The sequence below is a fragment of the Pseudomonas sp. RIT-PI-q genome, assembly GCF_001297125.1.
Classification (GTDB): domain Bacteria; phylum Pseudomonadota; class Gammaproteobacteria; order Pseudomonadales; family Pseudomonadaceae; genus Aquipseudomonas.
On record NZ_LHPC01000034.1, the window covers coordinates 1 to 24,067 of the forward strand.

The following is a 24,067-nucleotide window of genomic DNA, read 5'->3' on the forward strand; positions in this document are numbered from 1 at the left end:
ATCGGCGCTTGGGTGAAAGGAGGAGAGGCGAAATCTCCCACGGATCTGTACTGCGTCAACAGTCAGAATCGGGCTTTGTCCCTCCTCCTCCCTTCAAGTCCTACCATACAAGCGGGCTTGCCCGCGATGAGGGCGTGTCAGTCGACATTACTGTTGCCTGGCACGCCGCCTTCGCGGGCAAGCCCGCTCCCACAAGGGGTATCGTATGGCTGAATAAATGGTTAACGATCCAGCAACTTCATCACCTCTTCCGGATAACGCAAACCGGCGGTGGCATGCGCCGGGAATATCGCTTCCAGGGCGTGCAACTCTTCGCGACTCAGCTTTACGTCCAGCGCCGCGACATTCTCTTCCAGGTATTTGCGCTGCTTGGTCCCCGGAATCGGAATCAGGTAATCACCCTGGGCCAGCACCCACGCCAGCGCGAGTTGGCCGGCGGTCACGCCTTTTTCTGCGGCGAGGTCCTGCACTTGCTGCACCAGCTTCAGGTTTTTCGCGAAGTTTTCACCCTGGAAACGCGGGCTAAAGCGACGGTAGTCGTCTGCGGCGAAATCATCCGGACTTTTCAGCGCGCCAGTCAGGAAGCCCCGGCCCAGCGGGCTGTAAGGCACAAACGCAACGCCCAGACGCTGACACGCCGCGAGGCAACCGTTCTCCTCCTGATCGCGGCTCCACAGCGAGTATTCGCTTTGCAGCGCACTGATCGGATGAACCTTGTGTGCCCGTTCCAGCGTCGAGACGGAAGCCTCACTCAACCCCAGATAACGCACCTTGCCAGCCGCGACCAGTTCAGCCATGGCGCCGACGGTTTCCTCGATGGCCACCTGCGGGTCGATGCGATGCTGGTAGTACAAATCCAGGGTTTCGACGCCGAGGCGCTTGAGGGTGCCGTCGATGGAGGCGCGAATGTACTCCGGTCGCCCGTTGACGCCGCGCGCAGTCGGGTTCGCCGGGTCGCGGACGATGCCGAACTTGCTGGCCAGAAACACCTGGTCGCGCTTGCCGACGATGGCTTTGCCGATCAGTGCTTCGTTGGTGTGCGGGCCGTACATGTCGGCGGTGTCGAGCAGGTTGATGCCCAGCTCCAGTGCGCGATGCAGGGTGGCGGTGGCTTCTTTGGTATCGACGCCTGTGGTGTAGAAATCGGTCATGCCCATGCAGCCCAGACCGATCGCGCTCACCTGCGGACCGTTTTTGCCCAGTTGACGTGTTTGCATGAAATCAGCTCCCTGTGAATTGAAACCCATTGTTGATCTCGACAGAAACAAGATAAACCGGCTAAAACTGCTATCACTGTTCGTCATTTCTAAATAATCAGTCGGTACGCCAAACCAATGGACCGTTTCAACGCCATGCGCGTGTTCACCCGAATCGTCGAACTGGGTGGCTTTGCCAAGGCCGCGGACAGCCTGCAATTGCCCCGCGCCTCGGTGACCATTCTGATCAAGCAACTGGAGGGCCACCTCGGGGTGCAACTGCTGCAACGCACGACGCGGCAAATCAGCCTGACGCTCGACGGCGCAGCGTATTACCCCCGCTGCGTGCGTTTGCTGGCGGACCTTGAGGAAACCGAGGCGGTATTCTCCGCTGCCCGCCATAACCCCAAGGGTTTGCTGCGAGTGGACATGCCGGCGGGGGGAGGGCGTTTGGTCGTGATCCCGGCGTTGCCGCAATTCACCGCTCGCTATCCGTTGATCGAACTGGAAATCGGCCTGAATGACCGGCCTGTCGACTTGATTCGCGAAGGGGTCGATTGCGTGCTGCGGGGTGGCTCGTCACTGGACGATTCGCTGGTGGCGCGGCCGCTGGTCATGCTCGATCAGGTCACCTGCGCCAGCCCCGACTATTTGCAACGCCAAGGGACGCCACGCTGTTTGGCGGATCTGCCTGAGCATCAAATGGTCGAGTATGTGTCCAGTAGCGGCAAGCGCTTTGGCCTGGAGTTTGTCGTCGATGGCCAGGTTCAGCCGATCAACCTGCCCAAGCACGTCTCGGTGAACAGCGCCGATGGTTATCTGGCGGCGTGCGAGGCCGGGTATGGTCTGGTGCAGACGCCGTACTACCACGTGGCACGGCAGTTGAAGGAAGGGCGTTTGATCGAGGTCTTGAGGGAGGAGCCGCCACCGGGCATGCCGCTGACGGCGCTCTATCCTCCTCACCGCCAGTTGTCACGGCGGGTGCGGGTGTTCGTTGACTGGATGGTGGAGCTTTGCGCGCAGCCGGGGAATGGTTTTTCCCGAGAAACCCAAACCGTACTGTAGGAGCAAAGCTTGCTCGCGAAGGCGATTTCAAGGACGCCTTCGCCGGCAAGCCGTGCTCCTACAAGGGATTAGCGATGCTGGTAGTAACCCGGTCCGCCATGGTCGTAATAGCGGTCGTGGTGCCAGCCGCCGTGGGGGAAAATAATACAGCCGCTCAAGGAAAGTATGGCCAGCAGGGGAATCAGCAGCGTGATTCGACGGAGCATTTGAAAATCCTCATGGTTATCGCCGCAATGAAGCCAAAACTCTTCATCGGCTGTAACATGAGACCCCGTTTGCTGCGCCTCATCCCCAAAAAACGGTAGGGGCTTGGCATGGGTTCCGATACAAACCGGATACAATTTTTTCAGCTCCAAGCTCACATTCAGGAAATGGCAATGACCCAGTCGCAACGTTTGAAATACTCGATTCTGATCTCCCTGGTGGTGCTGGGGATCATGTTTGGCCTTTCGTATCTGCAGAACACCGGCGTTATCAGCGAAAAGCTGTTCCAGTACATCGCCATTGGCGTGGCGGTGATCGTGGTGGTGGTCAATGGCGTGATGCGCCGCAAGGTCAAGCCCTGAGCGACGCGTCGGGGGCGGGTTATTCGCCGTGGAGAGCGGCGAGCGCCTGTGGGTGCAGGCTGTAGCTTTTGTCCGGGTTCAGGATTATCACGCCTTCGATGCACAAGCGTTTCAACACTTCGCGCACACTCAGAAAGGACAGGGGAATGTCCAGGTCCAGCAAGTACGTGTGGACGCCGCGAACCCCCAGGCTGCGCTCGCTTTCGGCGGCGGAAAGCAAGGCATCGATGACTTTCAGGCGAATCAGACTGGTGCGCAGGCCATAGCGCTTGAGCAGGAATCTGATCCGCTCGTTGCCGTGACGTTCGGTGCGTTGATCGAAAACGCCAGAGCTCATGGAAGTGCCCGTTGGCGCAGTGCTACCGTCCGTTGGCAGTTGCGAGTTGTACATGCAAAAACTCCTTTTCAGAGCCTGATCAGGAAAAATGGGTGCTCTCAATCAATAAGACGTATGAGCTCGGCAAATCATGAAGGCTCATATGTAGAAATTTTGTCGACGCCGCGTGATCAAGCCGTCAGAGACCGCCCAATCCCCCTAATTTTTTGTCGTTTGCTTCGTTCCTGAAAGGATGACCTCAATCCCTTGTAGGAGCGAGGCTTGCCCGCGAAGAACGATAACGCGGTCCACCTGTTGGACCGCGTGATGGCCTTCGCGGGCGAGCCTCGCTCCTATAGGGGCACTGGGGATTTTCGTTTTTCGATCAGGAGCGAGCGTGATTATTTCCAGGCAGTTAACCAGGTTGAGCCTTGCCGGCGTGTTGGTGGGCTTGAGTCTTGCGGCAAACGCGCGCAGCCAGCCGGAGCAGGCGACTGCCGATATCCGCCGCACCAGTTTCGGCGTGCCGCACATTCGTGCCGAGAACGAGCGTGGGCTCGGCTACGGAATTGGCTATGCCTACGCGCAGGACAACCTGTGCCTGCTGGCCAATGAGATCACCACGGTGAACGGCGAGCGTTCGCGGTATTTCGGCCCGGATCAGTTCACGGTCGAAGAGCGCGAGAACCTGGTCAGCGATGTGTTTTTCAACTGGCTGAACAACCCGCAGGCCGTCTCCGCTTTCTGGCAGGCGCAAACCCCACAGGTTCGCGACCTTATTGAAGGGTATGTGGCGGGCTACAACCGCTTGCTGACAGAACGTCGCGCCCAGGGTTTGCCGCAGCAATGCCAGGACGCCTGGGTGCGCGAGATTACGCCTCAGGATCTGGTCAAGTTGACCCGTCGTCTGTTGGTCGCAGGCGGAGTAGGGCAGTTTGCCGAAGCGTTGGCCGGCGCCACGCCACCCAAAGCCGCCGCAGCAAAAACCGCCGCCCCGACGACGTTCCAGGTGGCCGCTTCGCGCCTGCAGCGTTTTGCCCTGGATCGTGGCAGCAACGCGGTTGCCGTCGGCAGCGAGCGCTCCTTCAACGGTCGCGGCATGTTGCTGGCCAACCCGCATTTCCCGTGGGTGGGCGGCATGCGTTTCTATCAAATGCACCTGACCATTCCCGGCAAGCTGGACGTGATGGGCGCGGCATTGCCCGGTTTGCCGATGATCAACATCGGTTTCAACCAGCACCTCGCCTGGACCCACACCGTGGACTCGTCCAAGCATTTCACCTTGTATCGCCTGCAACTCGATCCCAAGGATTCGACCCGCTACCTGCTCGACGGCAAGTCCTTGCCGATGAAAAAACAGACCGTGACGGTTAACGTGAAACAAGCGGATGGCCAGAGCAAAGCGGTTAGCCATGTGGTCTACAGTTCGCAATTCGGCCCGATCGTGCAGTGGCCCGGCAAGCTCGACTGGGACAACCAGTTCGCTTACAGCTTGCGCGATGCCAATCTGGAAAACGACCGGGTGCTGCAGCAGTGGTACGCGATGAACCGGGCGGTCAGCCTCAAGGAATTGCAGGCCTCGGTGCACACGATCCAGGGCATCCCGTGGGTCAACACCCTGGCGGCGGACGATCAAGGCCAGACGCTGTACATGAACCTTTCGGTGGTGCCGAACGTCAGTGCCGACAAACTCGCCAAGTGCAGCGACCCGCGCGCCGGGTTGCAGATGATCGTGCTCGACGGCTCCAACAGTGCCTGTGCCTGGGACATCGATCCGCAGGCGGCGCAAAAAGGAATCTATGCGTCAGACCAGTTGCCGCAACTGTCGCGCAAAGACTTCGTGCAGCACTCCAACGACTCGGCGTGGATGGCCAACCCGGCGCAACCGCTGACCGGGTTTTCACCGCTGATCAGCCAGGACAGCCAGCCATTGGGCTTGCGCTCGCGGTTTGCCCTGGATCGCCTGAGCACGCTGGCCAAGGCCGGTCCGATTGCAGCGACAGATTTGCAACACATGGTGATGGACGACCAGGTGTATCAAGCGACCCAAGTGATGCCGGACCTGCTGCAATTCTGCGCGGCCGATCTGGGCGCCGATGCGCCAACGCTCACGCCGCTGTGTGCCAGTCTCAAGGCCTGGGATCGCAGTGCGAACCTGGACAGCGGTTTGGGGTTTGTGCATTTTCAAAACGTCATGGAATCGCTGCAGTCAGCACCGGATGTGTGGCGAGTCGGCTTCGATCCGAAAGACCCGCAACACACGCCTCGTGGCCTGGCGGTCGATCGCTTGGAAGTCGCCAAGGCGGTTCGGGAGGCGATGCTGGCGTCAGTCGAGCAGGTCAACAAAATGGGGCTCAAGGCGGATAGCCGCTGGGGCGATATTCAGGTGGTCAGCAGTGGCGGCGAACAGACGCCGATTCACGGCGGGCCGGGCACGCTGGGGGTGTATAACGCGATTCAGAGCGTGCCCGGAACCGACGGCAAACTTGAAGTCGTCAGTGGCACCAGCTACTTGCAGGTCGTGACCTTCGACGACAAGGGACCGCACGCCCAGGGGCTGTTGGCGTTCTCGCTGTCCAGTGACCCGGCCTCGAAACATTCGCGAGACCAGACGCTGGCGTTTTCGAAGAAGCAGTTGAGTGTGTTGCCCTTCACCGAACAGCAGATCACGTCCGATCCGCAGTACCAGACGCGGACGATCCGCGAGTAGGAGCGAGCTCGCTCCTACAGAAATCGGCGTTACGCAAGAATGAAGGCCGCACCCCAAAAGGGTCGCGGCCTTCAGCTTTTTGGGGCTTTCTGCGGAATGGAGTTGAGGACCGGGTTGCCGTCCTTGTTGCGGGTCAGGTAGACCGGCAACACCTTGGGCAGGGACGACACCAGACCGTTGAGTTCTTTGATGTTGTAGATGCCGCCAATGCGGATCGAACCGGTGCTGTTGTCGGCAACCATCAGCGGTTTGTTCAGGTAGCGATTGATCAGTGGCAGCGCTTCGGTCAACGCCAAATCATCCAGCACCAGTTTGCCGCTGCGCCAGGCCAATGCGTTGTCATGGTCGTAGGTCTGACTGATCCGTGGAATCAAGTCGCCGTGGCCGTAACTCGCCTGCATCGCAGGTCCGAGACGCAAGCCATCACCCGAAAGGTCATCGTTACTGGTGACCAGCACCGAACCTTCAATCAGGTTCACTTTCACCTGATCTTCATACATCCAGACGTTGAATTTGGTGCCGGTGACCCGAATCCTGCCTTCTGCCGCTTTGACGACGAAAGGGTGGCGAGTGTCGTGGCTGACACTGAAGAAGGCTTCGCCTTTTTCCAGCGTGACCCGACGTTGATCCTTGTAGTTGCTGAACGTCAACTCCGTACCCAGGTTGAGTTCAATCTGGCTGCCATCACTCAGCGTAACGTGGCGGACATTGTCGCTCGCCTCGAAGTGTTGATATGAATTGGGCAGCCAACCCAGGTTCCAGCCGCTATACGCCGCCAGTGGCAACGCCAGGGCACACACCGCGGCGGCGATGCCGAACGTGCGCCAAGGCGTTTGCGGCTTGAGGCGAGCAACCGGCACGACGGCTTCCGGGCGAGGGAGATCACCGGCCACATCCCAGATCTCCAGCATGGCCTCGTACTCGAACGCATGAAGCGGATGAGCGTCACGCCACTGTTCGAACGCCAGCCGTTCTTCAACGGTGCAGTCAGTGGCGTGCAGACGCATGCACCAGTGCGCAGCGGCATCGGTGATCGCATCATATTGGGCTTGCGAGAGAGGGTTGTCGGTCATTGACTCATCCTGATTTCGTGCATTCTAACCTTGAGGGGAAGTCTGCGAGAACAGCCGTCATGGCAATTACCCATCAAAGTGAAGGATTTTTCACGTCAGGGCCCTAAAAAACCGGCATCGGATCCAGTTGTCGTCCCATTTCGCAGATCAAAAATGCGATTGAATCGGCATTGCGTAAAATGATATCCACCCGCGTGTCAGGGTTCTGTCGGTTGAAAAAAGCGTCGCGCGCGGCCTCCATGGTCTTGGTGCCAGCGATTTTCAGGACTTCCTCGCCCACGTGAGCGGCCCCCGGAATCGAATCAAGACTGATCCATGATTGCAACGTGTTATTCCAGCGGGCGAACAGTTCTTCCCTGGGTGTCGCCAGGGACAGGGCTTCTCGCTGGAAAATCACTTGGGTTTGCTTCATGGCTCGACCATAACCGGTGATTGGCGCAACGAGATCACTGAAGGGTCGCCTGGCCTCAAGTGACGCCACGTCCACCGTCTTTGAAAACAGGTGAGAAAATTCGTGTATCAACGTGGCGGCCTGGCTATGCCCATCGACGTTGAAAGGTTCAGTCAGGCAGGACTTGTACCAATCGAGTTGCTGGTCGAAAAATTTCTCGGTGAAATGCACCGTCTTCTGGGAGTCCTGGTCCACCACAAACGCGATCAAATCGGCAGCCGCGTGTTTGTTTGAGCCGACGACAAAGCGTTCGGTGTTCATCAAATCTTCGTCAGGATCGACCAGCGCCGTGCAGATGGGAACGATGGCCTGTTTGATTTTATCCAGAAGGACGCTATCAACATTGTCGACATCAAAAAAGCCTTTGAGGAAGGTATCCAGTCGCGTACCGGGGACGCGGTGCCTGAGCTGCGCCATGTTATGCAAACTGTTGAACGCGTAATAGCGAGCCATGTCGATGGCCTGCACGATCATGCGGGCTTTTTCCGGGTGATTCGTGCGAATGGCCTGCATACCCCGCGCTTCGATATTCAGTACCTGGCTGACCTCGTAGCTGGTCGCGTATTGATTGTGCATTTTCGACAAGGCTTTGCCGTAGTGCACGGTATGCACGTCCGGATCGATCACCATTTGCCGCATCGGCGTTGTCTGCAGCGAAGGCCCGGCCTGTTCGGCATCGCGGATCTGCCAGACAGCACCGGGTTTGTCGACGCGGTAGACCTTTCCAGCGATGGGCGCGTACGGGTGTTCGCTGACCGGCTCGAGGTAAGTGCCATCGGCCGGATTTTTTGTCAGGTCCTTCAATGCCACGGTCGGCGCTTCGAGCGCCTGCAAGGCTGTACGCTGCGGCGCTGTCGGCTTTATAGCCGACCATTTCGGCTCGACCACGGCGCTCTCGACAGGTGCCGCTTCGGCAGCCACCTGCTCGGTAGCGGTCGAGGCCTCCAGCGACAAGCGGCCCATCGACACCATTTGCACGGCGCCGGCAATAAACGCCTGCAAGGCCCGTTTCCAGTGATGGTCCTGCAGTGCTTCGGCGGAGCCTTCAAAGTCTTTGAAGCTTTGCCACAAAAACAGTCCATAGGCGAGTTTGCCCGGCAACAGGCCCCCGATCATTTTGACGCCGGAGGTGAACAGGTTTTTAGCGGCTTCCCAGTCTGCCTGGCCGGTGATTTTGGACTGACTGCCGAGCATCCGCGCCAGGAGGCTGGCGTTGTCGCTGAACAACCGGGCCAGCAGGTTGCCGTCGATGGGGGAGGAGGCGAGGGTGATATCGCTCGGTTGTCCGACAGCGGACTTGAACAGGTTGCTGAACGCTGACTGCTGATTTTCGGGTAAGCGTCGAATAATCAAGTCTTGAAGCGGGCCAGGCACATTGAGCGCTGCGACAACGCTGGCCTCGTTCTCGAATTCAGTGAACACGGAACCCGCGTGGTAAGGCGCATACAGGATTTGCGGCCCTTCATGCCCGGCGCCTGGGCCGATCAGGTACAAACCCAGGGTTTTCACGGCGGCGGCACCTGCGGTCTTGATCAGCTCCAGCGGACGGACGATCGCATGAGCGCCTTGCACGGCCGCCCGGGCCATCGCGTCCGGCATGTCCAGCACTTGCTGGATCAGGTCGAAAGCATTGGCGGAAAGACGTTGCTGCAGTTTCAACGCATGGGCATGTTGCAATAATTGCCACGGCAGTTGCTGCACAAAACGCCGCGTTCGACTGTTCGCGTCGGCGCCGGCCTGGGTCAACTTATCCGTCACCAACCTGGCGTAGTCACTGTGGATGTTCAGTGATTGCAGAAGCTGTTGGACGGCCTCTTGGTTCAGACGCTCAGGCAGGGTTTGGGTGGTGGTCGACGCAATCGTGAACCCTGTGCCCTGGGCAATGTTGACGTGGTTGAGGGCAAACTCGGTCAAGGTCCGGGAAGGCCCGGCCAGGGCCAGGTTGGGAATGATTTCGATGTGGTCGGGGTCAAGCCGCGCACCGGGAAATCGGCTGTTGAGCAGTGATTCCAATCGGTCATGGACGAAGGATGCCAGCGTTTGGATGCCGTGCAGGTAGTCTTTGTCATCCGTCACGTTGTTGCGGTATTGCTCGAGCAATTCAAGGTGCAACTGCTGCTCTTCGACGGGGGCCATGCCGAGCCAGGCGGGCAGGGACTGCTGTCGGGCGATCGCTTTCGAGATCAGCGTGGCCCTGCGCAAGTTGGTATCGATGACCGTCTTCGTCAGTTCTCTCAGCGCTTTGTGCTTTTTGGCATCAGTCAGGTCCTGCGAGCGTAAGTGTTCGCTGGCCGCCAGAAAATGTTCGATAGACGTCTGTGAAAGGTGGTGTAGCACGTTGCCCTCGATCAGTCGCAACGCATTGAGCGAGTAGCGCTGGTGGAAATGGCGCTGGGCGGGGTTGAGGTTTTCCAGCAGTGCCAGGCGCCTGCGCGGATCAAGCAGGCGCCGGTTCAATTCCAGCTTGGCGTTGCTGATCGAATCAAAGACCTCCAGCCCCGCTGCGGGCGTCCACAGGACGGCACGTCCGGAATTCCCGGCGTCGATTCCGCCGCGCTCGGTCAACACCAGGCAATTGGCCAAGGGCAGTACATCCCTTTGGCCGGAACACTCAAGGATCAGCGAATAGGCATCAGGCCGGAAACCATTGAGCGCAAGACGGCTGTTGCGATCCGGTTTGTCCGGGTTGAGCACCGTGTCGACAATGGCCTGTTCGGCGCTGCGTAACGAGGCGTCGAGCACCCGCAGGCTGGCTTCCCCGCGTATCCCGACGGACAGCGCATGAGCCAGTTGCGGCTTCATCTTCTCCAGATAGACCCGTTGCAGGGCCAGCGAAGCGACAGGTTGGGCGGCGAAGTCGGCGCTGATCAGTGACTCGACATCGCTGAAGGTTTTCGCGAAGGCCGCCGCAGTGTCCGCTCGCACAATGGAGGGCTGTTGATTGCCCGTCAGCACCGGCCTCGTACTCCAGCGCCCTTGGGCATCCAGCGGCAGCAAGCGTTCGCTGATCATGCTGCGTATATCCAGCGCCTTGTCGAATAAGGCATGGAGGTTGACGGCGCCGTCACTGTGACAAAACACCTGAAGCGCGTGATCAATGTTGCGCAGTTGTTTGCTGATGATCGATTCGAACAACGTTGTAAAAATCGAACCTGAAATCACTTCACCGGTGACATGCGGCTGATCGAAACCGATGAAGCGGTTACGTTCCTCCAGGCTCAGAAGGCCGTACAGCTCATCCTCATGCCCGGCCGCGCTGAATTTACTCAGCAAGGTCTGTTTCAGGTCCGGATAGTCCTTCAATACCTGTAACCCCAGCGTCGGGGTGTAGAGAAAGGCGTTGGCGTGACTGATCATCAGGGAGCCCGCGAGCTCGACATAATTGGCCTCGTGTTCCCAAAGCCGCACGGTCTCAAGTGTGATCGAGCGGGCCGCGCGGGTCGATGGCTCGATCAACGCGTGCAGCGCCTGGCTTTGCTCCGCGCTGATGATGTCGGCCTCGCGGTTGAGCAACAGATTGGCTCGGGCCATTTCACGCAGGGCCCGGCTGAAAAAATCGCGCCGTGACGCGCCATCGGCACTCGCCGTGTTCCAGAAGCTCTGCAGTTGGGCGCTCAGCAGACTGGCGAGTTTGCCGGACACGCCGATGACTGCGTTTTCCCTGCGTTGCCGGTCGCCGTCGGCGGGACGTTGCTTCGGATGGGAAAACTCAAGGCGCTGCCCGGTCGGCCAGCGCCGGTGACGGTAGTGCAGCAACACGGCATCACTCAGGGACATGGCATTGATCCAGCGCTGCCCGGCGTAAACATTGACCTGGGTCTGGCGTTGATCCAGCCCGGCAAAGACCGGCGACAGCGCCTCATCCAGCGCCTGGTTGAGTAGTGAGGTGAGCGTCGGCAGCTTGAGCAGTTCGTCGAGCAGCGCCTGGTGGTTGCTTTGCTGTTGATGGGTAATGACCGCGCGCTGGTCATCGAACACATCGCCCTCAATGACTTCAAAGGTGACTTGGACGCTGGTGGCCGCCGCCAGTGTTTTTCGCGGGGCCAACGCCATGAAGGCCAGCAGGTCGTCGTCCTCGGTGGCACGCTTCAGTTGGCTTTTCAGGTGCTCGGTCAGGGCTGCGCGGCTGTCGAATTTCTGGATGCCGCCGTACGGCGTGTAGAGAATCTCGCCGTGGTCATCCGGGGTCGCGCTGAGCACGAAGCTGCCGGCCAACGGGATCGGGACCAGATGGCCTGTGCTGACCAGGATTTTTTCGGCGAGCATCGGCGGACTTTGTTGGCTGCGCAACGTCTGGCTGGCCAGTTGCAGATGACTGAACCATTCGAAATCCTTTTGCGTGAGCCCGTGGGTGTTGCCAAGGTCATTCCACAGGCCGGGCTGCTGGAAGACCTGGGGGAAAAACAAGGGAGCAGGAGAGGTGGGCATCGTCGAGTCTCGTTCAGGGCGCCGCGGTGTGCGCCTGTGGTTGGAGACTCGAGACTAAAAGTCGCTGGCGTGTCGCAGGTGGTAGATAGTTAACACATGCGCTGTCGGTGTTCGTGTAGGTGGGCGCTATCGAAGGGTTGACAGGTCACTCGCCGCGCGTTGTTAATCGTTCGTCTTCGTACGCTGTTGCCCCCTCCAATAATTAGTCTGGAGCTTCAGATGTCTGCCCCACACGATCATGTGTCTACTGTTGTCTCGCAAAACCTGTCCCTTGATGAGCTGACAGCCTTGCTTGAGAAGATATTCCTGCGTCATGGCACATCGGCCGATGTCGCGCGGGTGCTGGCCGAAAACTGCGCCGGTGCCGAGCGCGATGGCGCGCACAGCCACGGCGTGTTCCGTATTCCGGGTTACGTGTCGACGCTCAAGAGCGGCTGGGTCAATGGCCAGGCCGTGCCGGTGGTCGAGGACGTGGCTTCGGGTTTTGTCCGGGTCGACGCCGGTAACGGTTTCGCCCAGCCAGCCCTCGCGGCGGCCCGTGCCTTGCTGGTGGAAAAGGCCCGCAGTGCCGGCATTGCGGTGCTGGCGATCCGTAACTCCCACCATTTCGCCGCGTTGTGGCCGGATGTCGAGCCGTTTGCCTATGAAGGGCTGGTGGCGCTGAGTGTGGTCAATAGCATGACCTGCGTGGTGCCGCACGGTGCCGATCGCCCGCTGTTCGGGACCAACCCGATTGCTTTCGCCGCCCCGCGTGCCGACGGTGAGCCGATTGTCTTCGACCTGGCGACCAGCGCCATTGCCCATGGCGATGTGCAGATTGCTGCACGCAAGGGCGAACGCTTGTCGCCGGGCATGGGCGTTGACAGCCTCGGCCAGCCGACGCAAGACCCGAAAGCCATACTTGAGGGCGGCGCATTGCTGCCGTTCGGCGGGCACAAGGGTTCGGCGCTGTCGATGATGGTTGAACTGTTGGCGGCGGCGTTGACTGGGGGGAATTTTTCGTTCGAGTTTGACTGGTCCAACCATCCCGGTGCGAAAACGCCGTGGACTGGCCAGTTGCTGATCGTGATCGATCCGAGCAAGGCGGCCGGGCAGAATTTTGCCGAGCGCAGTCAGGAGCTGGTGCGGCAGATGCATGGTGTGGGGCTCAAGCGTTTGCCGGGTGATCGACGCCATTATCAGCGCGCCAAGTCGAACGCTGACGGCATTCACCTCGACCCACAGACGCTGGCCGAATTGCAGGAGCTCGCAGGACAATTGTCGGGCAGTTAATGCAATAAATGTGGGAGCGGGCTTGCCCGCGAAGGCGGTGTGTCAGGCAACATTAATGTCGCCTGATGCTCCCTCTTCGCGGGCAAGCCCGCTCCCACAGGTTTTGTACGTCAATTGCAATGGTGGTTTTTTCGCGGTGCTTAGCGGCGGGCTAGCAGCAACCCGACCACCAAACCGAAACCGGCGGAGACCGCCACAGTTTGCCATGGATGACCACCGATGTAGGTTTGCGTGGCTTCGACCGCGGGCAAGGTCCGGTCGCGAACGCTGGTGACCGAGTCCCGGGCCTGCTGGAGTTTCTGGGCGATTTGCCCACGAAGTGTCTCAGCGTCCTCACCGACCAGTGAGGCACTGCTTTTCAGCAGTTTTTCCGACTCTTCGATCAAAGACTGAAGTTCGCTGAAGGCCTGATCCTTGATTTGATCCGAGGCGGTTTGCGCGGCGGTTTTCCGGGCCATTGAAGTTCTCCTTGCAGGTGAATGGACAGTGAACAATGGAGTCCTGCGCGAGTGAAAAAGTTGCAGCGAATTTGCGCCGGGACTCGATCCTGATGAAAAATCCAGCGCAGGACATTTCCGCCTACAGTGTAAGATGTCGCCTATTTTACGCAGCAGGTAATTCCCATGAGCTTCAATCTGGCCGACAAACCCCTCGCCGAGCGCGCTGCGCTGGAAGATGAGAAATCCCGTCTGTTCGATCTTTGGCAAACCAACCTGGGCAAATCCAAGGGCGAGGCCGCACGGTTGTTCGGCGAACGCGCCAAGCGCAAAGGCAAATGGGCCGAATGGGTCCGTTCCGAACTGGACGGCATGTCGCCGCCGGAATACGCCAATATGGTGCGCAGTGAAGTAAACCGCCTGATGGCCGCCAAGTAAGCCGCGATCGCTGTAGGAGCTGCCGAAGGCTGCGATCTTTTGATCTTGTTTTCAAAGAAGAAAAATCAAAAGATCGCAGCCTTCGGCAGCTCCTACAGGGTTTTGTACCGTTATTGAGCGCTCGCAAAGCTCGCGACAATCGCCTCGCGCACTCTCACCACCACCGGATCGAGCTGCGTATTGGTGCGCCAGCCCAGTTCGATCGGGTAACGCGGTAACGCCAGCGGGCAGGGCAGCAGCGCCAGGCCGCTGAGCGCCGCGATGCTTTGCGCCGCATGAGCCGGAATGGTCGCCACCGCCTGACTGCCTTTCAGCAAATAGGGTAACGCCGCAAAGTGCGTGGTCGAGGCACACACCCGCCGGCTCAACCCAAGCGCCGCCAGCCCCTCATCGGTAATCCCGATAAAACCGCCTGACGACACCAGAATGTGCTCACGGGCGACGAATTCCTCAAGACTCAGCGTCTGCTGTCCCTCAGCGAGGCTCAACGGATCCACCAGGCACAGATAACCGCCTTCACCCAGCACCTGACGGCTGAGTAACCGCTCGGCAAACCCACCGGCGGTAATCGCCAGGTCGATGCTGCGATCCATCAATGCGTGGGCGACGATCTGGCTGTGGGTCTGGCGAAAGATCAGCCGCAGCTGCGGCGCACTGATCGCAATATGCTCGATCAAGCGTCGCCCGTAGGCGATTTCAAAATCATCCGACAAGCCCACGGTGACCGAGCGTCCGTCGTAGTGATTGGCAGCGGGATCGACCATCGCCAGGCTCTGGCGGCATTTATTCAGGGCATCGCTGACCACCGGTTTCAACTGATTGGCCTTGAGCGTCGGGGCGAATCCGCGGCCGGTGCGCACGAATAGCTGATCGCCATACACCTCGCGCAGCCGACGCAACGCGGCGCTGACCGCCGATTGTGTTACGCCCAGACGTAACGCGGCGCGGCTCGCACTGGATTCTTCATGCAAGGCTTCGAAGACTTTGAGCAGGTTGAGGTCGACGGTGGCGATATTCATTTGATTCATATCATTCAGCAGTGAATCGGGCTTTATTGATGATCCCGTGGCGTCCGAGAATGAGCAACACCTCATTGCTTTTCGGAGTGACTGCCATGCCCAAGTCAATCGTTGCTGCACTGCAAATCGGCGCTCTACCGGGCGGTAAAGCCGAGACACTGGAACAGATTCTGTCGTATGAAAATGCCATTCTTGAGTCGGGCGCCGCGCTGGTGGTGATGCCTGAGGCGTTGCTCGGCGGATATCCCAAAGGCGAGGGTTTCGGCACGCAGCTGGGTTATCGACTGCCGGAAGGGCGTGAAGCTTTTGCCCGGTATTTTGCCAACGCCATTGACGTGCCCGGCGCGGAAACCGAAGCCTTGGCCGGGTTGTCGGCGCGCACGGGTGCGAACCTGGTGATCGGCGTTATTGAGCGCGCTGGCAGCACCTTGTTCTGCACCGCGTTGCACTTCGATCCGCAGGCCGGATTGGTGGCCAAGCACCGCAAACTGATGCCGACCGGCACTGAACGGCTGATCTGGGGCAAGGGCGATGGTTCGACGCTGCCGGTGATCGACAGTCAGGTCGGGAAGATCGGCGCGGTGATCTGCTGGGAAAACATGATGCCGCTGCTGCGCACCGCGATGTACGCCAAAGGCGTGGAGGTCTGGTGCGCGCCAACGGTGGACGAGCGCGAGATGTGGCAGGTCAGCATGCGCCATATCGCCCATGAAGGCCGCTGCTTCGTGGTCAGCGCCTGTCAGGTGCAAGACTCACCGCAAGCCTTGGGCGTGGAGATCGCCAACTGGCCAGCGGACCGACCATTGATTGCGGGCGGCAGCATCATCGTCGGACCGATGGGCGATATTCTGGCGGGTCCACTGCGCGACCGCGCCGGTTTACTCACCGCACAAATCGATACCGACGACCTGGTCCGCGCCCGTTACGACTACGACGTGGTCGGCCACTACGCACGCCCCGACGTGTTTGAGTTGACAGTCGATGAACGCGCCAAACCCGGCGTCCAATTCAACACCTGACCTCCTACATTGGATTGGTGTCGCACCACCCCTGTAGGAGCCGGCTTGCCGGCGAAGAGGCCGGTACATTCAGCATCCATGTCGACTGGCAGTCCGCCTTCGTGAGCAAGCCCGCTCCCACAAGGGATTTTCAGCGTTGTCGCAGCCACTCTTCGCGGGTGATTTCCCAGATTTCTCTTGGGAATCGCCCACTGACAAAGTTGCCCTCGTCGGTGCGGATCAGGCGCATGCCGGTGCGCTCCGAGAGTTTGCGCGAACCGATGTTGGGCGCCGCTTTCGGTACACGCAGCACTGACCAGCCGAGAGTCTGGAACCCATATTCGGTCACAGCGGCACAGGCTTCGGTCATCAACCCCTGGCCTTGCCACTTCGGCCCGAGCCAGAAACCACGGTTGTTGTCCTGTTCGTTCATCAGGCTGATATTGCCAATCAATTGGTCGGGTGCGGACTTCAACCGGATCGACCAGTGCCATTCTTCGCCACGGGCAACCGCCGGCAGGGCAATGTCACGCAGATAGGTCAGTGCACCGTCCGCAGGATACGGCCAAGGCACCAAGGCATTCAGATAACGCACCACTTCCCAGTGCGGGAATTGTTGCTGGATGGCCTCGGCATCGGCCAGTTCCAGCGGGCGCAGGATCAAGCGTTCGGTATAGAGCGTCGGTGTGGCGTCCATGTTCTTCAAAGCTCCTTGAGTCGGCGTTACCAGGTCCCAGTCGTCGACGTTGGCAGGCTGAGTTTGCCACTGTCGACGAAACGCATCGTACCAAACAAGCCTCCCGCCAGTTTGCCGTGCAGCACGTAAGGCAGGTTGTTCAGCGTTTGTATCTGGCTCAGGCCCAGGGTCTGGCGCAGCACCGAAAACGCCGAAACGCTCACCGGTACAGTCAGCACGGTCTCGGAAAAGCGCGCAATCGAGCCCGATTGATCACTGACGCCAGAGGCGAGTGGCTGCCCGTTGACCTCCAAATCCAGGGCAACGCCGTTGTAGTCGATGGGCGTTTCATTGGGATTCTGCACGCGGATTTTCACCGCAAAGCGTACTTCCATGTCCTGGCTTTGCAGCGGCTCGAAACCCACCACGTTGATGTTCAGCGGATCGCGGTTGGGGAACAGGGCGCAGGCGCTCAGAGAGAGCAAAAGAACGGAAAGAATGACGGCGTGGACACTGCGCATTGATGTGCTCTCGTATAAAAAAGGGTTGAACCAACAGAGGCTCAACCCTTGAGCATGTCTAGCGGTTCACCTGTGCGACAGCCCCGAGCGAGGCGGGTTCACCCTTGGCCGGGACATCCGGATTTTCCATGACCTGAAGAATAGAAGCTTCCGGATCGAAATCGTCTTCTTCCAGCTCGATGAATTCCTCGGGCAGGAAGATGTTCAGCACGATAGCGCACAACGCCCCGACGGTGATCGGCGATTCGAAGATGTTATGCAGCGCCTTGGGCAGCTCGCGCAATACTTCAGGGACCGCCGCAACACCCAGACCCATGCCGAGGGAAATTGCCACGATCAGCATGTTGCGCCGATGCAGGCCGGCTTCGGCGAGGATCTTGATCCCCGCCACGGCGACGGTGCCGAACATCACCAGTTCCGCGCCGCCGAGCACCGGTTTGGGCATCAGTTGCAGCACCGCGCCAATCATCGGGAACAACCCCAGCACCACCAACAGCCCGGCAATGAAGAACGCGACGTAGCGACTGGCCACGCCGGTGAGCTGGATCACGCCGTTGTTCTGCGCGAAGGTCACCATCGGCATGCTGTTGAACACCGCCGCCATGGCTGAATTGAGACCGTCGGCCAGCAGCCCGGACTTGATCCGGCGGATGTAGATCGGGCCTTTGACCGGCTGCCGGGAAATCATCGAGTTGGCGGTCAGGTCACCGGCGGCTTCCAGCGGCGACACCAGGAAAATCACTGCGACCGGCACGAACGCGACCCAGTCGAAGTTGAACCCGTATTTGAACGGCACCGGCACGCTCATCAGCGGTACATCGGGCATGCTCGAAAAGTTGACGTCGCCCATGAGCCAGGCGACGACATAGCCGAGGGTCAGACCGATCACGATCGCACCGAGGCGCAGGAAGGGCACGTCCACCCGGTTCAACACCACGATGGTGCCGAGCACCAGTGCCGCCAGGGCCAAATGGCTGGCTGCGCCGAGGTCCCCGGCGCCGAAGCCTCCGGCAATGTCCGTCATGGCGACCTTGATCAGCGAAAGGCCCATCAGCGTGATGATCGTGCCGGTCACCACCGGGGTGATCAGCATCCGCAGTTTGCCGATGAACTGGCTCAACACCACTTCGATGAACGCTGCAAAAAAGCACACGCCGAAGATCGTCGAGAGGATTTCATCAGTGCCACCGCCACGGGCCTTGACCATGAAGCCGGTGCTGAGAATCACGCTGATAAACGAAAAACTCGTGCCTTGCAGACACAGCAACCCGGAACCGACCGGGCCGAACCGACGCGCCTGGACGAAGGTGCCCAGGCCGGAAACGAACAGCGCCATGCTGATCAGGTACGGCACTTCACTTTGCAGGCCCAGGGCACTGCCCATGATCAACGTCGGGGTGATGATGCCGACGAAACTGGCGAGTACGTGTTGCAGGGCGGCGAAGACGGTCGCGGTCAGGTGCGGGCGGTCGTCGAGGCCGTAAATCAGGTCATTGTGGCGCGGGGCAGGGGCTTTTTCAGAGGCGGTCATGGGGTTTGTGTGTGCCAGAAGGCGGGCCGGGTCAGAAAATGGAGGCGCAGGATGCCAGAAAGACTATTGAGTGGCGAGCGATGAGCCCAGTAACTGGCGCAATCCTGTAGGAGCGAGGCTTGCCCGCGAAGGCGGAATGTCGGGCGACATTGATGCTGCCTGATACACCGCCTTCGCGGGCAAGCCTCGCTCCTACAGGATTGGCGTTTCAGGCGAACGCCGCGAGCAAATCTTCTTCGAATGCCTTCTGCGCATCTCCCGGCACTTGCGCACGATGCCGCGCTAGATGAAACGCCACATCAAAACTCATGTCCTTACGACGCACAGCCCGCAGCAATTTTTTGTCTTCCCAACTGCGGGCGAAGTGACTGGGCAAGTAACCGACGTGTTTCCCGGACAGAATGAAGGCGAGGGTGCCTTCGACTTGCTCCGAACGCGCGGAACACAGTTTGCCCTGGAACGGCTCATCGCTGCGCAAGAAGCGGTAGGGGTGATCGACCCGGTCGCAGGCCTGAAGTGCTTGATCGTCAGGCGCGTCATTGCTGAACAGCGGATGCCCGGGTGCGCAATACAGGTGCTGGGTTTCGGTGAACAGTTCGCGGTAGTCAAACGCGCTTTGCACTTGTGAGAAATAGCCGATCGCCAAGTCCAGCCGTTGTTGCAACAGCAACCGCTCCATTTCGCCAGGCATGGCGCTGATCAACTCGATGCGCACCGATTCGTCCCGTTCGCGAAAGCGCCGGATCGCGTCCGCTACTCGTTGCAGCACCGATTGATCCAGCGCTTCGGACAACCCCAGGCGCACCTCCCCAATCAGCCGCCCGGCCACGCCGTTGGATTGATGGCGGAACGCTTCGATGGATTCGAACAATCCGCGCGTCGCGCTGAGCAGTTGTTCGCCCTTGGGAGTGACCTTGAAGCCACCCTTGCCGCGACTGCACAGCCGATAGCCGAGGCGGGTTTCGAGCTTGGCCATTTGCTGGCTGATGCTCGACTGGCTCAACCCCAAGTCACCCTGCGCCGCGCTAAAACCGCCGCATTCCACGACATTGACGAAAAGTCTCAGCAGTTGCAGGTCCAGATCATGCAGTTGGCCGAGCATCAAACATTACTCCGGAATAAAGTCAGGATAACAAACTTGATATTTCGTCAATGTATCCGACGAAGCATGCTGCAGCCACTTCCTCTGGTCAGGTGTTCGTCATGGCTCCCATGTTCAAGTTGTGCTTCCCCGCGCTGTTCCTGGCCATGGCCGCGTCGGCCCAAGCCGAGGACAAGGTCGTCAACCTCTCCAGTGGGGCCGATTACGTCGCCCCCGAAACTTTGCAGCGTTTCGAGCAGGAAACCGGGATTCACGTGCGCTACGACACGTTCGACGCGCCGGAAGTGCTCGAAACCAAATTGCTCACCGGTGGCAGCGGTTATGACGTGGTGGTGCCGTCGTCCAGCGTCCTGGCCCGTGGGTTGGCGGCGGGTGCGCTGAAAGCTATTCCTCACGAAGGCCTGAAGGGCTACGCCAACCTTGATCCGGATATGCTGGCGAAACTCGCGGCGGTCGACCCCGGCAATCAGTATGGCGTGCCTTATACCTGGGGCACGCTGGGGCTGGGGATGAATGTCGAAGCGGTGCAGAAACGCTTGCCGAACGTGTCGCTGAACAGCCTGGACTTGCTGTTCAAACCCGAGTACGCCAGCAAACTGAAGGACTGTGGCATCGCGATCATTGATTCGCCGCAGGAAGTGATCGGCCTGGCGTTGCACTATCTGGGCAAAGATCCCTACAGCACCGACAAAAACGATCTCGACGCGGCCCAAGCGTTGTTGCATCAATTGCAGCCCAACGTGCTGTACGTCGCCAGCGGCCGGCAGATCAACGATTTGGCCAACGGCAGCGTCTGCCTGGCCCTGGCTTACAACGGCGACGCCAGCATGGCCGCCGATCAGGCGCGCAAGGCCAACAAACCCTACGAAATCGCCTACCGGATTCCCAAGGAAGGCACCCTCGTGTGGCAGGACAACCTGGCGATTCCCAAGGACGCGCCACACCCGGAAGCCGCCCGCCAGTTCATCGAGTTCATGTTGCGCCCCGAATCCGTCGCGGCGCTGACCAACACGCTGTTCTATGCCACCGCCAACCAGGCCGCGACGCCGCTGGTGGACGAGGCGGTGCGCACCGATCCCGATATCTACCCGCCGTCCGATGTGCGTGGCCGGTTGTATGCCGACCGCAGCATGAGCCTCAAGGACATGCGTCAGCGCACCCGCTTGTGGACCACTTTCCGTAGCCGCCAATAAAAAGGAATACCTGATGGACGTCCCGATGCAAAACGATCAGGCCATGACCCGCGACAGCCTCTATGGCACTGCCGCCGAAAGCACCTACGCCGGCATCACCAGTTTCATGCGTCGTCGCTACAGTCGCGACTTGCGCGGTGTCGACGTAGCGGTCAGCGGTGTCCCGTTCGACACCGCCACCAGCAACCGCCCCGGTGCGCGTTTCGGGCCGCGCGGCATTCGTGCCGCGTCCACCGGGATTGCCTGGGAACGCCACTGGCCGTGGACCTTTGATCCGTTCGATCATGTGGCGGTGATCGACTACGGTGATTGCGACTTCGATTACGGTTCGCCACAGTCGGTGCCGGAAAGCATCGAGGCGCATGCCGAGCACATTCTCAACGCCGGCAGCGCGATGCTGACGTTCGGTGGCGATCACTTCATCACCTATCCGCTGCTCAAGGCGCATGCGCGCAAACATGGCGCGCTGTCACTGATTCACTTTGATGCGCATAGCGATACCTGGCCGGACGAAGAGGGCAAGCGCATCGACCACGGGACCATGTTCTGGCACGCGGCCAAGGAAGGTTTGGTCGATCCATCGCGTTCGGTACAGATCGGTTTGCGCACCACCAATGACGATCATCAGGGCTTTCAGGTGCTGGACGCGCGGCAAGTGCACCGCCGTGGGGTTGATGCGATTGTCGAAGCCATTCGGGCGCGGGTTGGTGATAACCCGGTGTATCTGACGTTTGACATCGACTGCCTCGACCCGGCCTTCGCTCCCGGCACCGGAACGCCGGTGTGCGGCGGCTTGAGCACGGTGCAGGCGCTGGAAATCCTCGGCGGCTTGCGCGGGATCAATCTGGTGGGGATGGACGTGGTGGAAGTGGCCCCGGCCTACGACAGCGCGGACATTACCTCACTGGCGGCGGCGACGTTGGCGATGGAGATGCTGTGTTTGTATGCGGCCAAACATAAGGTTGACCGGTAGCAAGGATTTTTGTTGGCTGTGACGACGCCATCGCGGGCAAGCCCGCTCCCACAAGTACAACGCAGTTCCTGTGGGAGCGGGCTTGCCCGCGATGCTTTTTCAGGCGACCGGGATGATTGGCAGGTCCAATGTTTCGGCCCCGCTAAAACGCGCCACCGACCCGGCAATGGATTCATGCGGCACACCCTTCGCCACATCACTCACGCCATCAAGCCGCGCCAACTGATCCGCACTTAACTGCACCTCCAGCGCGCCCAATGTCGCATCCAGCTGTTCGCGGGTGCGTGAGCCGAGAATCGGAATCAGCGCCGTGGTCGAGCGCTTGGCTTTTTCCCGCAGCCAGGCAATGGCCACGTGAGTCGGGCTGCTCGCCAGTTCCGCAGCGACGGCCAGCAAGGTGTCGAGCAGGGCAGTTTCCCGAGCGCTCTTTTCAGCGTGGACCAGCATGCCAAGTTTGGTCGCGCGATTGTCTGCTTCGCTGGTGCGGTACTTGCCGGTCAGGAACCCGCCACCCAGCGGCGACCACAACGTCGCGGCCAAACCCAGGGCTTCGGCCATCGGCAGTTGTTCCCGTTCGGCTGTGCGTTCGGCGAGGCTGTACTCGACCTGGATGGCCGCAATCGGTGCGAAACCACGAATTTCCGCCAACAGATCAGCCCTGGCGATGCGCCACGCCGGGAAGTTCGACAGCCCGGCGTAGTGGATCTTGCCGGCGCGAACCAGATCATCGAAACCGCGCAGGATCTCTTCCATCGGCGTCACGCCATCGCTCATGTGCGCCCAGAACAGGTCGAGGTGGTCGGTCTTCAATCGCGTCAGGCTTTCTTCCACGGCGCGAACCATGTTCTTGCGGTTGTTGCCGGTGTGGGAAATGCCCGCCGCCGGTGTAGTGCCTAGCGTGTATTTGGTGGCGATGACCAGGCGATCCCGTTCTGCGGCGATGAACTCGCTGAGCATGGCTTCCGACTGGCCGGCTTGATAGCCGTTGGCGGTGTCGATGAAATTGCCGCCGGCCTCCAGGTAGCCATCGAAAATGCGCTTGGCTTCGTCGCGTTCGGCGCCATGACCCCAGCCGGTGCCGAAATTACCGGCGCCCAACGCCAGTTCGGAAACCCGCAAGCCGGTTTTACGGCCAAAGACTTTGTAGTGCATGGGATGACTCCTGAAGGAAAGGGCGCTGGGTCTGAATATAAATGTCTAGTGACATGTATTTAATATGATTTGAGTAATATTCCACGTCAAGGTGCATTTTCATTCGCCGCAAAAGGACCGACCAAGGGACTCATTGGCTACTGCCACTTTCTGACAGGGGCCTCTGCTAAGCTCCGACAACTTTTACTGTAGAGCCTGCCCATCGTGTCGCGAACCACTCGTTTACTCACCTTGTTGCAAGTGCTGCGCGGCAAAAGCCGCCCGGTGACGGCGGCGACGCTGGCTGGCGAACTGCAAATTTCCGAGCGCACGCTGTACCGCGACATCGCCGAACTCACCGCCCTTGGCGCGCCGATCTATGGCGAGGCGGGCATCGGCTATGTGCTGCGTAGCGGCTTGTTTCTGCCGCCCTTGATGCTCAACGCCGACGAAACCGAAGCCATCGTGCTCGGCTTGCGTTACGTCGATCAGCGTGGGGATGAGGTCTTGAGCAAAGCCGCGGCGGATGCGCTGGCGAAGATTGCTGCGGGGTTGGCACCTGAAGCGCTGGAGGCGCTACGCAACCCGACGGTTCTGCCGGGGCCACCCGGTTATGGCTTTGCACCCAACGCGGTGCCATTGAATGTGTTTCGTCAGGCCATCCGCGATCAGGCCAAGCTGCACATCGACTACGCGGACGCCCAACAGGTGCCCAGTCAACGGCTGATCTGGCCGCTGGCCCTGGGGTTTCTCAATGAGGTGCGAATCATCGTCGCCTGGTGTGAGTTGCGCAGCGCCTATCGGACGTTTCGCACCGACCGGATCTCGGTCGCCAGCGAGCAGGGCGAGCGCTATCCGGGGCGGCGCAGCGACCTGTTGCGCACCTGGCGCAAGCAGATGCAACTGGATGATTCGGGGCGTTTCACTCCTGACAAGAACTGACACAGGCTTGTTTTAGCATGGCTGCAGAA

Annotated in this window: 21 protein-coding genes; 9 read left to right on the top strand and 12 right to left on the bottom strand. The window is 59.9% G+C overall.

Annotated elements, in window-relative coordinates; genetic code table 11:
• Positions 1–221: 221 nt before the first annotated feature.
• Positions 222–1,217, bottom strand: a complete 996-nt coding sequence (locus tag AEQ67_RS17590) for an aldo/keto reductase (RefSeq protein WP_059405108.1) — start codon at positions 1,215–1,217, stop codon at positions 222–224.
• Positions 1,218–1,334: 117 nt separating this feature from the next.
• On the opposite strand from AEQ67_RS17590, the gene AEQ67_RS17595 reads away from it, so the two are divergent.
• Entirely contained in the window at positions 1,335–2,261 is a 927-nt protein-coding gene (locus tag AEQ67_RS17595) for a LysR family transcriptional regulator (RefSeq protein ID WP_059405109.1), read from the top strand.
• Between the two features lie 68 nt (positions 2,262–2,329).
• On the opposite strand, the gene AEQ67_RS35970 is transcribed toward AEQ67_RS17595, so the two are convergent.
• Positions 2,330–2,467, bottom strand: coding sequence for a hypothetical protein (locus tag AEQ67_RS35970; RefSeq protein ID WP_177333658.1), 138 nt, complete (start codon positions 2,465–2,467; stop codon positions 2,330–2,332).
• A gap of 171 nt (positions 2,468–2,638) precedes the next feature.
• On the opposite strand from AEQ67_RS35970, the gene AEQ67_RS17605 reads away from it, so the two are divergent.
• Positions 2,639–2,827: a hypothetical protein gene (locus tag AEQ67_RS17605; protein ID WP_059405111.1), complete on the top strand. Its 189-nt coding sequence runs from the start codon at positions 2,639–2,641 to the stop codon at positions 2,825–2,827.
• Positions 2,828–2,846: 19 nt separating this feature from the next.
• Here the strand turns inward: AEQ67_RS17605 and AEQ67_RS17610 are convergent, their stop codons facing one another.
• Positions 2,847–3,218, bottom strand: a complete 372-nt coding sequence (locus AEQ67_RS17610) for a hypothetical protein (RefSeq protein WP_059405112.1) — start codon at positions 3,216–3,218, stop codon at positions 2,847–2,849.
• Positions 3,219–3,540: 322 nt separating this feature from the next.
• On the opposite strand from AEQ67_RS17610, the gene pvdQ reads away from it, so the two are divergent.
• Positions 3,541–5,853, top strand: coding sequence for a bifunctional acylase PvdQ (gene pvdQ, locus AEQ67_RS17615; protein WP_059405113.1), 2,313 nt, complete (start codon positions 3,541–3,543; stop codon positions 5,851–5,853).
• 71 nt (positions 5,854–5,924) lie between these two features.
• Here pvdQ and AEQ67_RS17620 read toward each other — a convergent pair whose 3' ends face one another.
• Both AEQ67_RS17620 and AEQ67_RS17625 read right to left on the bottom strand, forming a co-directional pair.
• Positions 5,925–6,926: a FecR family protein gene (locus AEQ67_RS17620; RefSeq protein ID WP_059405114.1), complete on the bottom strand. Its 1,002-nt coding sequence runs from the start codon at positions 6,924–6,926 to the stop codon at positions 5,925–5,927.
• 103 nt (positions 6,927–7,029) lie between these two features.
• Entirely contained in the window at positions 7,030–11,805 is a 4,776-nt protein-coding gene (locus AEQ67_RS17625) for a dermonecrotic toxin domain-containing protein (protein ID WP_059405115.1), read from the bottom strand.
• Between the two features lie 219 nt (positions 11,806–12,024).
• On the opposite strand from AEQ67_RS17625, the gene AEQ67_RS17630 reads away from it, so the two are divergent.
• Positions 12,025–13,077 carry an Ldh family oxidoreductase gene (locus tag AEQ67_RS17630; protein WP_059405116.1) on the top strand — a complete coding sequence of 351 codons (1,053 nt, stop codon included), beginning with the start codon at positions 12,025–12,027 and terminating at the stop codon, positions 13,075–13,077.
• A 140-nt stretch (positions 13,078–13,217) separates the two neighbouring features.
• On the opposite strand, the gene AEQ67_RS17635 is transcribed toward AEQ67_RS17630, so the two are convergent.
• Positions 13,218–13,535, bottom strand: coding sequence for a DUF883 family protein (locus AEQ67_RS17635; RefSeq protein WP_059405117.1), 318 nt, complete (start codon positions 13,533–13,535; stop codon positions 13,218–13,220).
• A gap of 165 nt (positions 13,536–13,700) precedes the next feature.
• On the opposite strand from AEQ67_RS17635, the gene AEQ67_RS17640 reads away from it, so the two are divergent.
• Positions 13,701–13,952, top strand: a complete 252-nt coding sequence (locus AEQ67_RS17640; protein ID WP_059405118.1) for a hypothetical protein — start codon at positions 13,701–13,703, stop codon at positions 13,950–13,952.
• A gap of 110 nt (positions 13,953–14,062) precedes the next feature.
• On the opposite strand, the gene AEQ67_RS17645 is transcribed toward AEQ67_RS17640, so the two are convergent.
• Entirely contained in the window at positions 14,063–14,980 is a 918-nt protein-coding gene (locus AEQ67_RS17645; RefSeq protein WP_059405119.1) for a LysR family transcriptional regulator, read from the bottom strand.
• Between the two features lie 86 nt (positions 14,981–15,066).
• On the opposite strand from AEQ67_RS17645, the gene AEQ67_RS17650 reads away from it, so the two are divergent.
• Positions 15,067–15,990 carry a carbon-nitrogen hydrolase family protein gene (locus tag AEQ67_RS17650; protein ID WP_059405120.1) on the top strand — a complete coding sequence of 308 codons (924 nt, stop codon included), beginning with the start codon at positions 15,067–15,069 and terminating at the stop codon, positions 15,988–15,990.
• A 130-nt stretch (positions 15,991–16,120) separates the two neighbouring features.
• Here AEQ67_RS17650 and AEQ67_RS17655 read toward each other — a convergent pair whose 3' ends face one another.
• From AEQ67_RS17655 to AEQ67_RS17670, 4 genes are all read right to left on the bottom strand, one after another.
• On the bottom strand, positions 16,121–16,666 hold the full coding sequence (locus tag AEQ67_RS17655; RefSeq protein WP_059405121.1) for a GNAT family N-acetyltransferase: 546 nt from the start codon (positions 16,664–16,666) through the stop codon (positions 16,121–16,123).
• Between the two features lie 26 nt (positions 16,667–16,692).
• Positions 16,693–17,166 (bottom strand): LEA type 2 family protein, encoded by a 474-nt coding sequence (locus AEQ67_RS17660; protein ID WP_059405122.1) that lies wholly within the window; start codon positions 17,164–17,166, stop codon positions 16,693–16,695.
• A 58-nt stretch (positions 17,167–17,224) separates the two neighbouring features.
• Positions 17,225–18,697 (bottom strand): nucleobase:cation symporter-2 family protein, encoded by a 1,473-nt coding sequence (locus tag AEQ67_RS17665; RefSeq protein WP_059405123.1) that lies wholly within the window; start codon positions 18,695–18,697, stop codon positions 17,225–17,227.
• Positions 18,698–18,905: 208 nt separating this feature from the next.
• Positions 18,906–19,799 carry a LysR family transcriptional regulator gene (locus tag AEQ67_RS17670; RefSeq protein WP_059405124.1) on the bottom strand — a complete coding sequence of 298 codons (894 nt, stop codon included), beginning with the start codon at positions 19,797–19,799 and terminating at the stop codon, positions 18,906–18,908.
• Positions 19,800–19,900: 101 nt separating this feature from the next.
• Here AEQ67_RS17670 and AEQ67_RS17675 point away from each other — a divergent pair, with 101 nt between their 5' ends.
• Complete coding sequence (locus tag AEQ67_RS17675; RefSeq protein ID WP_059405125.1) at positions 19,901–20,992, top strand: polyamine ABC transporter substrate-binding protein; 1,092 nt, start codon at positions 19,901–19,903, stop codon at positions 20,990–20,992.
• 13 nt (positions 20,993–21,005) lie between these two features.
• A complete protein-coding gene (gene speB / locus AEQ67_RS17680) occupies positions 21,006–21,965 on the top strand; it encodes an agmatinase (RefSeq protein WP_059405126.1) in 960 nt (319 codons plus the stop codon).
• Positions 21,966–22,064: 99 nt separating this feature from the next.
• Here speB and AEQ67_RS17685 read toward each other — a convergent pair whose 3' ends face one another.
• Positions 22,065–23,117 (bottom strand): aldo/keto reductase, encoded by a 1,053-nt coding sequence (locus AEQ67_RS17685; RefSeq protein ID WP_059405127.1) that lies wholly within the window; start codon positions 23,115–23,117, stop codon positions 22,065–22,067.
• 204 nt (positions 23,118–23,321) lie between these two features.
• Between AEQ67_RS17685 and AEQ67_RS17690 the strand changes: the two genes are divergently transcribed.
• Entirely contained in the window at positions 23,322–24,038 is a 717-nt protein-coding gene (locus tag AEQ67_RS17690) for a helix-turn-helix transcriptional regulator (RefSeq protein ID WP_059405128.1), read from the top strand.
• The last annotated feature ends 29 nt before the right edge of the window (positions 24,039–24,067 follow it).